This is a genomic window from Jannaschia seohaensis (genome assembly GCF_900116765.1).
Classification (GTDB): domain Bacteria; phylum Pseudomonadota; class Alphaproteobacteria; order Rhodobacterales; family Rhodobacteraceae; genus Jannaschia; species Jannaschia seohaensis.
This window is the reverse complement of record NZ_UETC01000002.1, coordinates 532945-548013: the sequence shown is the minus strand read 5'-3', so window position 1 is coordinate 548013 and position 15069 is coordinate 532945. Positions and strand designations below refer to the sequence as shown.

7 protein-coding genes are annotated in these 15069 nt (G+C 67.8%); 5 read left to right on the top strand and 2 right to left on the bottom strand.

Annotated features, from left to right (window positions below):
• Positions 1-6 precede the first annotated feature (6 nt).
• Both rpoB and rpoC read left to right on the top strand, forming a co-directional pair.
• On the top strand, positions 7-4146 hold the full coding sequence (gene rpoB, locus DTQ71_RS07390) for a DNA-directed RNA polymerase subunit beta (protein ID WP_109563623.1): 4140 nt from the start codon (positions 7-9) through the stop codon (positions 4144-4146).
• 113 nt (positions 4147-4259) lie between these two features.
• Entirely contained in the window at positions 4260-8495 is a 4236-nt protein-coding gene (gene rpoC, locus DTQ71_RS07385) for a DNA-directed RNA polymerase subunit beta' (RefSeq protein ID WP_109563622.1), read from the top strand.
• Positions 8496-8654: 159 nt separating this feature from the next.
• Here the strand turns inward: rpoC and DTQ71_RS07380 are convergent, their stop codons facing one another.
• Positions 8655-8852 (bottom strand): hypothetical protein, encoded by a 198-nt coding sequence (locus DTQ71_RS07380; protein ID WP_109563621.1) that lies wholly within the window; start codon positions 8850-8852, stop codon positions 8655-8657.
• A 126-nt stretch (positions 8853-8978) separates the two neighbouring features.
• On the opposite strand from DTQ71_RS07380, the gene DTQ71_RS07375 reads away from it, so the two are divergent.
• From DTQ71_RS07375 to selD, 3 genes are all read left to right on the top strand, one after another.
• Entirely contained in the window at positions 8979-9845 is an 867-nt protein-coding gene (locus DTQ71_RS07375) for a glycosyltransferase (protein WP_170125329.1), read from the top strand.
• On the top strand, positions 9842-10717 hold the full coding sequence (locus DTQ71_RS07370) for a DMT family transporter (protein WP_245947305.1): 876 nt from the start codon (positions 9842-9844) through the stop codon (positions 10715-10717). The genes DTQ71_RS07375 and DTQ71_RS07370 overlap by 4 nt, the downstream gene beginning before the upstream one ends.
• Before the next feature lie 76 nt (positions 10718-10793).
• Positions 10794-12956: a selenide, water dikinase SelD gene (gene selD / locus DTQ71_RS07365; RefSeq protein WP_109563618.1), complete on the top strand. Its 2163-nt coding sequence runs from the start codon at positions 10794-10796 to the stop codon at positions 12954-12956.
• A gap of 3 nt (positions 12957-12959) precedes the next feature.
• On the opposite strand, the gene DTQ71_RS07360 is transcribed toward selD, so the two are convergent.
• Entirely contained in the window at positions 12960-14948 is a 1989-nt protein-coding gene (locus DTQ71_RS07360; RefSeq protein ID WP_109563617.1) for a glycosyltransferase, read from the bottom strand.
• Positions 14949-15069 lie beyond the last annotated feature (121 nt).

The window sequence follows — 15069 nt, the reverse complement described above, 5'->3', positions numbered from 1 at the left end:
GACCCCATGGCTCAGACGCAAGCGTCCTCCAAGCGCATCCGCCGCTATTACGGCAAGATCGAGGAGGTTCTGGCGATGCCGAACCTCATCGAGGTGCAGAAATCCTCTTACGACTTGTTCCTCCGCTCCGGCGAGGCCGACACGCCCACCGATGGCGAGGGCCTGATGGGGACCTTCCAGTCGGTCTTTCCGATCAAGGATTTCAACGAGACCGCGATCTTGGAATTCGTGAAATACGAGCTGGAAGCGCCGAAATACGATGTCGAGGAATGCCAGCAGCGTGACATGACCTATGCCGCGCCGCTGAAGGTGACGCTGCGCCTGATCGTGTTCGATGTGGACGAGGACACGGGCGCCAAGTCCGTCAAGGACATCAAGGAGCAGGACGTGTTCATGGGCGACATGCCCCTGATGACGCCGAACGGCACCTTCATCGTCAACGGCACCGAGCGGGTCATCGTCTCCCAGATGCACCGGAGCCCGGGCGTCTTCTTCGATCATGACAAGGGCAAGACGCACAGCTCGGGCAAGTTGCTGTTCGCCTGCCGGATCATCCCCTATCGCGGCTCCTGGCTGGATTTCGAGTTCGACGCCAAGGACCTCGTGTTCTGCCGCATCGACCGCCGCCGGAAGCTGCCGGTGACGACCCTGCTCTATGCCCTGGGGCTGGACCAGGAAGGCATCATGAATGCCTATTACGACACGGTTACCTATGCGCACCGCAAGGGTGAGGGCTGGGCCACCAAATTCTTCCCGGAGCGTCTGTCGGGTACGCGTCCGGCGATGGACGTGATCGACGCCGATAGCGGCGAGGTGATCGTCGAGGCGGGCAAGAAGGTCACGCCGCGCCAGGTCAAGAAGCTGCGCGAGGACGACAAGGTCCAGAACGTGCTGGTGCCCTTCGACGCGATCGTCGGCCGCTTCGTCGCGCGCGACATCATCAACGAAGAGACCGGCGCGATCTATGCCGAGGCGGGCGACGAGCTCACCTGGGAAGTCGACAAGAACGGCGAAGTCACCGGCGGTGTCCTGAAGGAACTGCTGGACGCGGGCATCGACGAGATCCCGGTGCTCGACATCGATAACGTCACCGTCGGCCCGTATATGCGCAACACCATGGCGTCGGATAAGAACATGAACCGCGAGAGCGCGCTCATGGACATTTACCGCGTCATGCGCCCGGGCGAGCCGCCCACCGTCGAGGCCGCGCAGACCCTGTTCGACCAGCTCTTCCGCGACAGCGAGCGCTACGACCTCAGCGCCGTGGGCCGGGTCAAGATGAACATGCGCCTGGACCTTGACGCCGACGACACCGTGCGCACGCTCCGCGACGAGGACATCATGGCCTGCGTCAAGGCCCTGGTGGAGCTGCGCGACGGCCGCGGCGAGATCGACGATATCGACCACCTCGGCAACCGCCGGGTGCGCTCGGTCGGCGAGCTGATGGAGAACCAGTATCGCGTGGGTCTCCTGCGCATGGAGCGTGCCATCAAGGAGCGCATGTCCTCGGTCGAGATCGACACGGTCATGCCGCAGGACCTGATCAACGCGAAGCCCGCGGCCGCCGCCGTGCGCGAGTTCTTCGGCTCCTCGCAGCTGTCGCAGTTCATGGACCAGACCAACCCGCTCTCCGAAGTGACCCACAAGCGCCGTCTCTCGGCCCTCGGGCCGGGCGGTCTGACCCGCGAGCGGGCGGGCTTCGAGGTGCGCGACGTGCACCCGACCCATTACGGCCGGATGTGCCCGATCGAGACGCCGGAAGGCCCGAATATCGGTCTCATCAACTCGCTGGCGACATTCGCCCGCGTGAACAAGTACGGGTTCATCGAGACGCCCTATCGCAAGGTCGAGAACGGCAAGATCACGAATGAAGTCCAGTACATGTCCGCGACGGAGGAGATGCGGCACACGGTGGCGCAGGCCAACGCCAAGCTGACGCCCGAGATGACCTTCGAGAACGAACTCGTCTCCACCCGTCAGTCCGGCGACTACATGCTGCAATCCCGGGACAACGTGGACTTGATCGACGTCTCGCCCAAGCAGCTGGTCTCCGTCGCTGCGGCCCTCATCCCGTTCCTCGAGAACGACGACGCCAACCGCGCACTGATGGGCTCCAACATGCAGCGGCAGGCCGTTCCGCTTTTGCAGGCGGACGCGCCCTATGTCGGCACTGGCATGGAGGAGGTCGTGGCGCGCGATTCCGGCGCCTCGATCATGGCCAAGCGCGGCGGCGTCATCGACCAGGTCGATGCGCAGCGGATCGTTATCCGCGCGACCGAGGATCTGGCCCTCGGCGATGCGGGCGTGGACATCTACCGCCTGCGCAAGTTCCAGCGCTCCAACCAGAACACCTGCATCAACCAGCGTCCGCTGGTGAAGGTGGGCGACACCGTCAAGAAGGGCGAGGTGATCGCCGACGGCCCGTCCACGGATATGGGCGAACTGGCGCTCGGCAAGAACGTGGTCGTCGCGTTCATGCCGTGGAACGGCTACAATTACGAGGATTCCATCCTCATCTCCGAGCGGATCGCCCGCGACGACGTCTTCACCTCGATCCACATCGAGGAGTTCGAAGTCGCCGCCCGTGACACCAAGCTCGGCCCGGAAGAGATCACGCGCGACATCCCGAATGTGGGCGAAGAAGCGCTGCGCAACCTCGACGAGGCCGGCATCGTCTATATCGGCGCCGACGTGGAGCCGGGCGACATCCTGGTGGGCAAGATCACCCCCAAGGGCGAGAGCCCGATGACCCCGGAGGAGAAGCTGCTCCGCGCCATCTTTGGCGAGAAGGCATCGGATGTGCGCGACACTTCGCTGCGCGTGAAGCCGGGCGACTACGGCACCGTGGTCGAGGTCCGCGTCTTCAACCGTCACGGCGTCGAGAAGGACGAGCGCGCGCTCCAGATCGAGCGCGAGCAAGTGGAGCGTCTGGCCCGCGACCGCGACGACGAGCGCGAGATCCTGGACCGCAACATCTATGCCCGCCTGCGCGGCATGATCGAAGGCAAGGTCGGCGTGAAAGGCCCCCGCGGCTTCAAGCCCGGTTCGGTGGTCGACGATGCGGCGCTGTCGCAGCTGAGCTTCGGCCAGTGGTGGCAGATCGCCATCGAGGACGAGGAGACCGCGCAGCAGGTCGAAGCGCTCAACGAGCAGTACGAGATCCTGAAGCGCGGCCTCGAGGCCCGGTTCGAGGACAAGGTCGAGAAGGTCCGCCGCGGCGACGATCTGCCGCCGGGCGTGATGAAGATGGTCAAGGTCTTCATCGCGGTGAAGCGCAAGCTTCAGCCGGGCGACAAGATGGCCGGCCGTCACGGCAACAAGGGCGTCATCTCCAAGGTCGTCCCGATGGAGGACATGCCTTTCCTCGCGGACGGCACGCCGGTCGACTTCGTGCTCAACCCGCTGGGCGTGCCCTCGCGGATGAACGTCGGTCAGATTCTCGAAACCCATATGGGCTGGGCCGCGCGCGGCCTGGGGATCCAGATCGACGAGGCGCTGGACGAGTATCGCCGCTCGGGCGACATGACGCCGGTGCGCGACGCGATGAAGATCGCCTATGGCGAAGAGGCTTATGAGCGCTGGCTGGCCGAGATGGACGAGGAGGGCTTCCTGGAGGCCGCATCCAACGTCACGCGCGGTGTGCCGATCGCGACGCCGGTCTTCGATGGCGCCAAGGAAGGGGACGTCAACGACGCTCTGACCCGCGCAGGATTCAGCACCTCGGGCCAGTCGGACCTGTTCGACGGGCGCACGGGCGAAAAGTTCTCGCGTCAGGTGACGGTGGGCGTGAAGTACCTGCTCAAGCTGCACCACCTGGTGGACGACAAGATCCACGCGCGCTCGACGGGCCCGTACTCGCTCGTCACCCAGCAGCCGCTGGGCGGCAAGGCGCAGTTCGGCGGCCAGCGCTTCGGCGAGATGGAGGTCTGGGCCCTGGAAGCCTATGGCGCGGCCTACACCTTGCAGGAGATGCTGACGGTGAAGTCCGACGACGTGGCCGGACGGACCAAGGTCTACGAGTCGATCGTCAAGGGCGAGGACAATTTCGAGGCGGGCGTTCCCGAGAGCTTCAACGTGCTCGTCAAGGAAGTCCGCGGCCTCGGTCTGAACATGGAACTCCTGGATGCGGAGGAAGAGTCGGAATGAACGGGGCCGGTGGCGGTGGGCATGGTGATGCCCACCCTACCGGGCTCCGTAGGGTGGGCATCACCATGCCCACCTCCGCCCTCTCTTTCCGCACAACCCTCTGAGGTAATTCAATGAACCAGGAACTGACCAACAACCCGTTCAATCCCGTCGCACCGCAGAAGGTGTTCGACGAGATCAAGGTCTCGCTGGCCTCCCCCGAGCGGATCCTCTCGTGGTCCTATGGCGAGATCAAGAAGCCCGAGACGATCAACTACCGGACCTTCAAGCCCGAGCGCGACGGCCTGTTTTGCGCCCGTATCTTCGGGCCGATCAAGGATTACGAGTGCCTCTGCGGCAAGTATAAGCGCATGAAGTATCGCGGCGTCGTCTGCGAAAAATGCGGCGTCGAGGTCACCCTCCAGAAGGTCCGGCGCGAGCGCATGGGCCATATCGAGCTGGCCTCGCCCGTCGCCCATATCTGGTTCCTCAAGTCGCTGCCCTCCCGCATCGGCCTGATGCTGGACATGACGCTGCGCGACCTGGAGCGGATCCTCTATTTCGAGAACTATGTCGTCATCGAGCCGGGTCTGACCGACCTCCAATACGGGCAGCTGATGTCCGAAGAGGAGTATATGGACGCGCAGGACGCCTATGGCGCCGATGCGTTCAGTGCCAATATCGGCGCCGAGGCCATCCGTGAGATGCTCGCCGCCATCGACCTGGAGGCCGAGGCCGCGCAGCTGCGCGAGGACCTCAAGGAGGCCACCGGCGAGCTGAAGCCGAAGAAGATCATCAAGCGCCTGAAGATCGTCGAGAACTTCATCGAGTCGGGCAACCGGCCCGAATGGATGATCCTGACCGTGATCCCGGTCATCCCGCCCGAGCTGCGCCCGCTGGTGCCGCTGGATGGCGGCCGCTTCGCGACCTCCGACCTCAACGACCTCTATCGCCGGGTCATCAACCGCAACAACCGCCTCAAGCGGCTGATAGAGCTGCGCGCGCCCGACATCATCGTCCGCAACGAAAAGCGGATGCTGCAGGAATCCGTCGACGCGCTCTTCGACAACGGCCGCCGCGGCCGGGTCATCACCGGCGCCAACAAGCGCCCGCTGAAGTCGCTGTCGGACATGCTGAAGGGCAAGCAGGGCCGGTTCCGGCAGAACTTGCTCGGCAAGCGCGTGGACTTCTCGGGTCGCTCGGTCATCGTGACCGGCCCCGAGCTCAAGCTGCATCAATGCGGCCTGCCCAAGAAGATGGCGCTCGAACTGTTCAAGCCGTTCATCTACTCGCGGCTGGAGGCGAAGGGCCTGTCGTCCACCGTCAAGCAGGCCAAGAAGCTGGTCGAGAAGGAGCGTCCCGAGGTCTGGGACATCCTGGACGAGGTCATTCGTGAGCACCCGGTCCTGCTGAACCGCGCGCCCACGCTGCACCGCCTCGGCATCCAGGCCTTCGAGCCCGTGCTGATCGAGGGCAAGGCGATCCAGCTGCACCCGCTGGTCTGCTCGGCCTTCAACGCCGACTTTGACGGCGACCAGATGGCCGTGCACGTCCCGCTGAGCCTGGAGGCCCAGCTGGAAGCGCGCGTGCTGATGATGTCGACGAACAACGTGCTGTCGCCCGCCAACGGCGCGCCGATCATCGTGCCGTCGCAGGACATGGTTCTGGGCCTCTACTACGTCTCGATGGAGCGTCAGGGGATGAAGGGCGAAGGCATGGTCTTCTCCTCCATCGACGAAGTGACCCACGCTCTGGAAGCCGGCGAAGTGCATCTGCACGCGCGGATCAAGGCGCGCATCACCCAGATCGACGAGATGGGGCAGGAGGTGACGAAGGTCTTCGAGACCACCCCGGGCCGCGTCCGGCTGGGCGCGCATCTGCCGCTCAACGCCAAGGCGCCGTTCGACCTGGTCAACCGCCTGCTGCGCAAGAAGGACGTCCAGCACGTCATCGACACTGTCTACCGCTATTGCGGTCAGAAGGAGTCGGTCATCTTCTGCGATCAGATCATGACTCTGGGCTTCCGCGAGGCGTTCAAGGCCGGCATCTCCTTCGGCAAGGACGACATGGTCGTGCCCGAGTCGAAATGGCCGATCGTCGAAGCGACCCGCGAGCAGGTCAAGGACTTCGAGCAGCAGTACATGGACGGCCTGATCACCCAGGGCGAGAAGTACAACAAGGTCGTGGACGCCTGGTCGAAGTGTAACGACAAGGTCACCGAGGCCATGATGTCGACCATCAGCGAGGCCGGCGTGGACGAGAACGGCGCCGAGAACGAGCCGAACTCGGTCTACATGATGGCCCATTCCGGCGCCCGTGGCTCGGTCACGCAGATGAAGCAGCTGGGCGGGATGCGCGGCCTGATGGCGAAGCCGAATGGCGACATCATCGAGACGCCGATCATCTCGAACTTCAAGGAAGGCCTGACCGTGCTGGAGTATTTCAACTCCACCCACGGCGCGCGGAAGGGTCTGTCGGACACGGCGCTCAAGACGGCGAACTCGGGCTATCTGACCCGCCGTCTGGTCGATGTGGCCCAGGACTGCATCGTTCGGATCGAGGATTGCGGCACCGACCGCGCCGTCACCGCCTCGGCAGCCGTCAATGACGGCGAGATCGTCGCGACGATCGGCGAGCGCGTGCTGGGCCGGGTCGCCGCCGACGACGTGACCGTCCCCGGCACCGACGAGCTGCTGGTGAGCGCGGGCGAGCTGATCGACGAGCGCAAGGCCGACGCCATCGAGGCGGCCAACGTGCCCTCGGTCCGTATCCGCAGCCCGCTGACCTGCGAGGCCGAGGAAGGCGTCTGCGCCGCCTGCTACGGCCGGGACCTGGCGCGGGGCACCAAGGTGAACCTGGGCGAGGCCGTCGGCATCATCGCGGCCCAGTCCATCGGCGAGCCGGGCACCCAGCTGACGATGCGGACCTTCCACATCGGCGGCGTGGCGCAGGGCGGCCAGCAATCCTTCATGGAGGCGTCTGTCGAGGGCGTGATCGCCTATCGCAACGCCAATGTGCTGACCTCCGAGGCGGGCACGACCATCGTGATGGGCCGCAACATGCAGGTCGTGATCGAGGACGGGCAGGGCGCCGAGCTGTCGAGTCACAAGGTCGGCTACGGCACCACGCTCTTCGTCGAGGAAGGTCAGAAGGTCTCCCGCGGTGACAAGCTGTTCGAGTGGGACCCCTTCACCCTGCCGATCATCGCGGAGGCTGATGGCCGCGCGAAGTTCGTCGACCTCTATGCGGGCATCTCGGTGCGCGACGAGACCGACGATGCGACCGGCATGACCCAGAAGATCGTCTCGGACTGGCGCTCCGCCCCCAAGGGGAACGAGCTCAAGCCGCAGATCATCATCGCGGGCGAGGACGGGGAGCCGGTGCGCAACGACCAGGGCAACCCGATCACCTACGAGATGTCGGTGGACGCGATCCTGTCGGTCGAGGACGGGCAGCAGCTCAAGGCCGGCGACGTGGTCGCGCGGATCCCGCGGGAAGGCACCAAGACCAAGGACATCACCGGCGGTCTGCCGCGGGTGGCGGAACTGTTCGAGGCGCGCCGTCCCAAGGATCACGCGATCATCGCCGAGCAGGATGGCTATGTGAAATTCGGCAAGGACTACAAGAACAAGCGCCGGATCACGGTCGTCCCGACCGACGACAGCCTGGAGCCGATCGACTACATGGTGCCCAAGGGCAAGCACATCCCGGTGGCCGAGGGCGATTTCGTCCAGCGCGGCGATTACATCATGGATGGCAACCCCGCGCCGCATGACATCCTGCGCATCCTCGGGATCGAGGCCTTGGCCGAGTATCTCATCGACGAGGTGCAGGACGTCTATCGACTGCAAGGCGTTAAGATCAACGACAAGCATATCGAGGTGATCGTCCGCCAGATGCTCCAGAAGTACGAAGTGCTGGAGTCCGGCGACACGACGCTGCTCAAGGGCGAGCATATCGACAAGATCGAGCTCGACGAGGCGAACGCCAAGGCCGAAAAGCGGGGCGACCGCCCGGCCGTGGCCGAGCCGATCCTCTTGGGCATCACCAAGGCGTCGTTGCAGACCCGGTCCTTCATCTCGGCCGCCTCCTTCCAGGAGACGACCCGTGTGCTCACCGAGGCTTCGGTGCAGGGCAAGAAGGACAAGCTCGTCGGCCTCAAGGAGAACGTCATCGTCGGCCGCCTGATCCCGGCGGGCACCGGTGGCGCGACCCAGCAGATGCGGGCCATCGCTCAGAGCCGCGACAACGTCGTGATCGAAGAGGCCCGGATCGAGGCCGAGAAGGCCGCGGCGCTGGCCGCGCCCGAACCGACCGAGAGCGCGGAGGACATCTTCAAAAAGACCCCCGAAGAGACCCCGGGCGAGTGATCTCCGTCACATGACGGCTGAAGGCCCCCGTCGGAGCGATCCGGCGGGGGCCTTTCTTTTGGCCGCGTCACGCTGCGGCAATGTCGCGCGGCACACGCAAAAAGGCCCGGACGCCGCGTCTGGGCGCCCGGGCCGGCAGTGTGCCGGAAGTTCGGGGTACTACACTTCCAGCGGATCCTTTTCGGCGGTGTCGGAGGAGGCGGACAGGCGCATCGCGGCCAGCGCGACAACGGCCACGACGCCCAGAGAGGCACCCAGCCACCCGATCAGCAACGCAAGGCCCAGACCCCAGCCAGAGACCAAAGCTGAGACGAACATCACGATCCCGAAGGCAAAGCCGATCGCTGCATATCCCATTGAGACCCCCTCCGTCTGAAACTCTCGTTTACCTTGGTGACACCGCAATGCGGCCAGATTGGCGCGAAATCGGGCGAGAATGTGGTCATTGCTTGCCCCCTTCGTGTCCCCATGCCACCGAAGGCCATGACCGCGTTCCATAACCAGATCATCGGCGTCATGCGCTTCTCCTACCCCGCGAAGGAGGGGTTTGCCGTCAGTGGTTTGGAGCAGGACGCGCTGGAGGCGCATCTCTACGACGCGGCGCGGATCGCGCAGCGTTTTAGGTATCTCGAGACCATCACGCTGCCGTCGCTGGCCGCGCAGACCGATCTGGGATTCCGCCTCGTGATCCTGTCGGGCAGCTCGCTGCCGATGCCCCACCGCAAGCGGCTGCGCGCCCTGGAGGAGGCGACGCCCTGGCTCAAGGTTGTCTTTCTCGACCGGATGGGCGCCTTGGGCGCGGCCAAGCGCGCGTTCCGCCGCGGGCTGGAGGAGGGCGCGACCCATGTCACCGGCTTTCGCATCGACGATGACGACGCGGTGGCGCTGGACTACATCGCCCGCACCCGCGCCGTGGCCGACCGTCTTATCGCGGCGGGACTGGCCACCCAGCCGACCGCCCTGGCCTTTTCCCAAGGCATCTACTGGGATCTCCACGACCCCGCGCAGCCCTTCTACAGCTTCCGGGAGGCGCAGCCGCTGGGCCTCGCCTGCGCGATGATCACCACGGCGGATCTGCCGACCTGCATCTACCGCTACAACCATCGGCGGCTGGGCTGCTACGTGCCCACCTATATGGAGCCGGGGCCCGATCCGATGTTCCTGCGCACGTTGCACGGCCATAACGACAGCGGCCGGACCATTCCGCGCCACGCCGTCGAACTGGCCACCCGCAAGGGCCGCCGCCTGCTGGCGGAGCGGTTCGGCCTGGACCCGGACGTGGCGCTGGCGCTGATGCCCGAGGCACCGGGGTCGGGCCGGGCGGGCAAGGCCAAGGGGGCGCTTTCGTGAGAGAAAACACGCGCGGCGCGGTGTTCATGATGGCGTCGATGGCGACCTTCACGCTCAACGATGCCTGCATCAAGTTCCTGTCCCAGGGCTTGCCGACCTTTCAGGTCGTCACGCTGCGGGGCCTCGCCGCCACCGCGTTGCTTCTGCTCTTGGCGCGGGCGACGGGCGCCTGGGCGCAGCCGATCCCGGCGGGCGACCGGGGGCGCGTGGCCCTGCGCGTCGCGGCCGAGGTCGCGGCCTTTCTGCCATTCGTCATCGCGCTGACGCATATGCCGCTCGCCAACATCACTGCGATCCTCCAGGTGTTGCCGCTGACCATCGCGGCCGCCGGGGCGATCTTTCTCGGGGAGTATGTCGGCCCCCGCCGCTGGGCTGCGATCGGGGTGGGGCTTGTGGGCGTGCTGCTGATCGTGCGGCCGGGCTCGGCCGGGTTCGACGCCTGGTCGCTTCTGGCGATCTCGACCGTTCTCATCATCACCGGGCGGGAGTTGGTGACCCGCAGGCTCAGCCCCGGGGTGCCCAGCCTCAAGGTCGCGACCTTCACCGCGACTGGGGTCACCGTGCTCGGTCTCGTCCTGTCCCTGCGGGAGCCGTGGCAGATGCCCAGCCTGGGGCAGGGGGCGCTGATCGCGCTGGCGGCGGTGTTCATCCTGGCCGCCTATCTGACCTCGATCCTCGCGATGCGCGCCGGTGAGATGTCGGCGGTCGCCCCGTTCCGCTACAGCGCGATGCTCTGGGGGCTTCTGCTGGGCGTGACCGTCTTCGGGGAGCGGCCCGACCTGCTGACGCTGACCGGCGCCGCGCTGATCCTGGGGGCGGGGGTCTTCACGCTCTGGCGCGAGGGCCGGATGCCCCGGCCCATCGCCCACTGAGTTGTGAGCGCCGCGCCGCTCGCGCCTGGGGTGCGACATGCTACACCCGATCCTATCCCTTCCATCCGGAGCCGACATGTCCCCCGATCTGCCCCTGACCCGTGACCTTCTCCTGATCGGAGGGGGGCATGCCCATGCCCTCGTCCTCCGCCGCTGGGGGATGGACCCGCTGCCAGGGGTGCGCGTGACGGTGGTCAATCCGGGGCCGACGGCGCCCTATTCGGGGATGCTGCCGGGGCATGTCGCCGGGCATTATACCCGCGACGAGTTGGATATCGATCTGGTGCGGCTGGCGCGTTTCGCGGGCGCCGCGCTGATCGACGGGGAGGTGACGGGGATCGACCCCGAGGCGCGGACCGTCACCATCCCCGGACGGGGGCCGCTTGCCTATGACGTGGCCTCGCTGGATGTCGGCATCCATGCCGAGATGCCCGACCTACCGGGCTTCGCCGAGCACGCGGTGGGCGCCAAGCCGCTGGGCCGTTTCGCGGAGGCCTGGCGCGGCTTTCTCGCGCGGGCCGCCTCGGGTGCTTGCCCGCCCCAAGTGGCGGTGCTGGGCGGTGGCGTGGCCGGGGCTGAGCTGTCGCTCGCCATGGCCCACGCGATGCGGGAGGCCGGGCTTGTGCCCGAAGTGACGGTGATCGAGGCCGGCCCCGGCCTGAGCGGCGTCGGGGCTCCGGCGTCCCGGCACCTGCGCGCGGCGATGGACCGCTATGGCGTCCGGCTGCTGAGGGGCGCCCGGGCGCAACGCGTCCATGCCGACCGCGTCTCCTTGGAGGAGGGCGCGGCCGTGCCCGCCGCCTTCGTGACCGGCGCCGCTGGCGCCCGGCCCCATCCCTGGCTCGCCGCCGCGCCCCTGCCGCTGGAGGACGGCTTCGTCCGCGTCGACAGCCGGTTGCGCGTCGAGGGGCGCGACGGCCTCTTTGCGGTGGGCGACTGCGCCCACATGACCCACGCGCCGCGGCCCAAGGCAGGGGTCTATGCGGTCCGGCAGGCCCCCGTGCTCCACGACAATCTGCGCGCGGCGCTGCGCGGCATGGGCGGGCTGCGGCCCTATACGCCCCAAGCGGGGTATCTGAAGCTGATCTCCCTCGGGGCCAAGGAGGCCGTGGCCGAGAAGGCCGGGGTGACCCTGGCCGGCCCCTGGCTCTGGCGGCAGAAGGACCGGATCGACCGGGCCTTCATGTCGAAGCTGATCGACCTGCCGCGTATGGCTCCGCCCGACTTCCCGCGAGAGACGGCGCGCGGCGTGCGCGAGATGGGCCAGCCGCTCTGCACCGGCTGCGGGTCCAAGGTCGCGTCGGACGCCCTGGGCGCGGCCCTTACGCGGCTGCCCGCGCCTGTCCGAGGCGACGTTCTGTCGGGACCGGGCGACGATGCGGCGGTGCTCGCCCATGGAACGGGCGCGCAGGTGTTGACCACCGACCACCTGCGCGCGGTCTGCGCCGATCCGGTCCTCTTCGCTCGCATCGCGACGGTGCATGCGCTGGGCGATGTCTGGGCCATGGGCGCGGCGCCGCAGGCGGCGCTGGCCAGCGTCGTCCTGCCTCGCATGTCCGAGGCGTTGCAGGCCCGCAGCCTGGACCAGATGCTGGGCGCCGTGGCCGAGATGCTGGCCGCCGAGGGTTGCGATCTGGTCGGGGGGCACTCGACCATGGGGGCCGAGACGATGCTGGGCCTGACGCTGACCGGGCTGAGCGAGACGCCGATCCTCCATCGCGGGGCACGCCTGGGGGATGCGCTGATCCTGACGCGGCCGCTGGGGACCGGGACGGTGCTGGTGGCGGAGATGGCCGGGCGGGCGCGCGGGGCCGATGTGCTCGACATGCTGCACGCGATGGCGCGTCCGCAGGGCGATGCCGCGCGGCTACTCGCGTCAGCGCATACGATGACGGATGTGACGGGGTTCGGTCTGGCCGGCCACCTGACGCGGCTGCTGGGGCCCGGTCTGGGAGCGCGGCTGTCGGCGGCGGCCCTTCCTGTTTATCCGGGGGCGCTGGAGGCGATGGCGGCGGGCCACCGCTCCACGATCCATGCCTCAAATGCGCGGGCCGCGCCGGTGGCGGGCGCCGCGGGCCCGCTGCTCGATCTGCTGCACGATCCGCAGACCGCGGGCGGGCTGCTTGCCGCAGTTCCCGAGTGGGAGGCGGAGGGTCTCGTCGCCCAACTGCGCGACCTTGGCCACGCCGCTGCCCGGATCGGGAGCGTCGTCGAGCGGCTCGGGCTGATCCTGGTCTGACGGTCAGGGGGGCCGGTCCAGGCGCGCGGCGAGGCCGTTATGGAGCGCCTCGATCTCCTGCATGGCCTCGCGCCCGCCGAACGCGCCATGAGGGGTCTTGTCCCAGTGGAAGGGGCGCAGGAGGATGCCAAAGAGCGCCCGCCACACGGCCACCGTCGCCAGCGGGAAGTAGAACTCCATCGCCGGAACCCAGCGGCGCAGATGCCGGTGATGCGGCGCCGCGCAACCGACCATGGCCAGCCCCATATTCAGCAGCGTGACCGTGACGTAGAACAGCCAGAGCGGCCAGGCGCTGTGCCCCGGCAGCCAGTCCTGGATCGGGTGCCAGAGGCCGAAGGCCATCACCAGCGTCGACCACATCACCGGCATCAGCAGCGCGTTCAGGATCGACCCGACGAAGAGCAGGTGAAAGCCCAGCCAGCGCCGCGGCCCCAGATCGCGCCAGAGCGCCACCGGGTGGCGCGCATGGACCGCCCAGGTCAGAATGTAGCCCTTCATCCAGCGGGAGCGTTGGCGCACCCAGCCCAGCAGGTCGGCATTCGCCTCCTCCAGGGTGGTGGTGTCGAGGATCTCGGTGCGAAAGCCGCGCCGCGCCAGGCGGATGCCCAGATCGGCATCCTCGGTGACGTTATGGGCGTCCCAGGCGCCGATCCGCTCCAGCGCGGAGCGGCGGAAGAAGAGCGTCGTGCCGCCCAGGGGGATGACCAGCCCCAGCCGCGCGATGCCGGGCAAGAGGAAGCGGAACCAGTTGGCGTATTCGATGGTGAAGCAGCGGGCCAGCCAGTTGCGCGTCGGATTGTAGTAGTCGAGCAGGCCTTGCAGGCAGGCGACCTCGGGCGGGGCTGTGCGAAAGCGGGCGGCGACGCGGCGCAGCTGATCCGGCGCGGGCGCGTCCTCGGCATCCCAGACGCCGACGATACTGCCCCGGACGAAAGGCAGCGCGTAGTTGAGCGCGCGGGGCTTGGTGCGTGGCTGGCCCTCGGGCACGGCGATCACCCGCATCCAGGGGGGCAGGGCGGTCGCGGCGAGGGCGTCGCGCGTGGGCCGGTCTCCCGCCTCGACCACGAGGATCACGTCCAGCCGGTCCCGGGGGTAGTCGATCCGCGACAGGCGGGCGGTCAGCGCCGGTGCGATCTCGGGTTCGTCGTTGAGCGGAATGAGCACCGAGACGGTCGGCAAGCTGCGCGGCGGGGCGCGGGCCGGGCGGATCGACCGGAAGGCACCGCCGCCGCGCTGGTCGCGCCAGAGCGTCGCATAGGCGGCAATCCGCAGCGCAGCATTGCCGAGCAGCACCAGAACCCCGGCGACCACCGCCCAGCGGAGCGCCGCCGCCGGATTCAGGACGGCGAGCAGCAAAATCAGCATGAGAGCGACCGTCAGCGATGTGGCGCCCGCCCGCGCGGTGAGCGCGCGGCAGCTATCGGCACGGGCCACACGGCATTCGGCCGCGCGGGCCAGGGAGTCGCCATGCAGCTCGCCCAGGCGCGCGTCGAAGGCGCTGTCGGGAATGATGGCGAAGAGCTTGCTGCCGAAGCTCTCGGGCAAGGCCGCCTCCAGCGCGTCGAGGCGATCGGGGCGGGTGACGCCGATCAGGCTGCGCCCCCCGACCCGCGCCCAGGGCAGGGCGCGGTGCTCCAGCACGAGAGAGAGGGGCAGGCGCTTGGCCCAGGCGTCGAGTCCCGGCTGGTCGCGTGGGACCGGCCCGGCCCGGCCCATGCGAAACCGGGCCCCGCGCGCTTCGGTCAGCGCCGCCTCATCGACTTGGCCCGTCCGCAGGAGATGGTCCGCGAGGTCGACGCTCGTGTCGCTGAGCGCGAGGCGTGCCCGCGCCAGAGCGATCTCCGAGATCGCCCCCTTGCGGGACAGCGTCGCGCTCAGCGTCGGCCGCTCCGCCGGGCTGGGGTGTGGCTCGGCCGCGCGGTCGGGCGGCGTCGCCAGCGTGAGCCGACGGGGAAGGAAGGGCCGCCGGGACTGCCCGGGGAAGGGAATCACCTTGGGCGATGCAGCCGGACCGGGGGATCCGGGCGCACCGCCGGAGGGCTCACGCGGGGCGTAGCCGTGAGGGGGGAACGGCGGGGACATGGACGCCCTGCAATAGTGACGTCCTACACTG

Coding starts and splice junctions, on each gene's coding strand:
- selD (WP_109563618.1), top strand. CDS start 10,794: ATGTCCCCCGATCTGCCCCTGACCCGTGACCTTCTCCTGATCGGAGGG.
- rpoC (WP_109563622.1), top strand. CDS start 4,260: ATGAACCAGGAACTGACCAACAACCCGTTCAATCCCGTCGCACCGCAG.
- DTQ71_RS07375 (WP_170125329.1), top strand. CDS start 8,979: ATGACCGCGTTCCATAACCAGATCATCGGCGTCATGCGCTTCTCCTAC.
- DTQ71_RS07380 (WP_109563621.1), bottom strand. CDS start 8,852: ATGGGATATGCAGCGATCGGCTTTGCCTTCGGGATCGTGATGTTCGTC.
- rpoB (WP_109563623.1), top strand. CDS start 7: ATGGCTCAGACGCAAGCGTCCTCCAAGCGCATCCGCCGCTATTACGGC.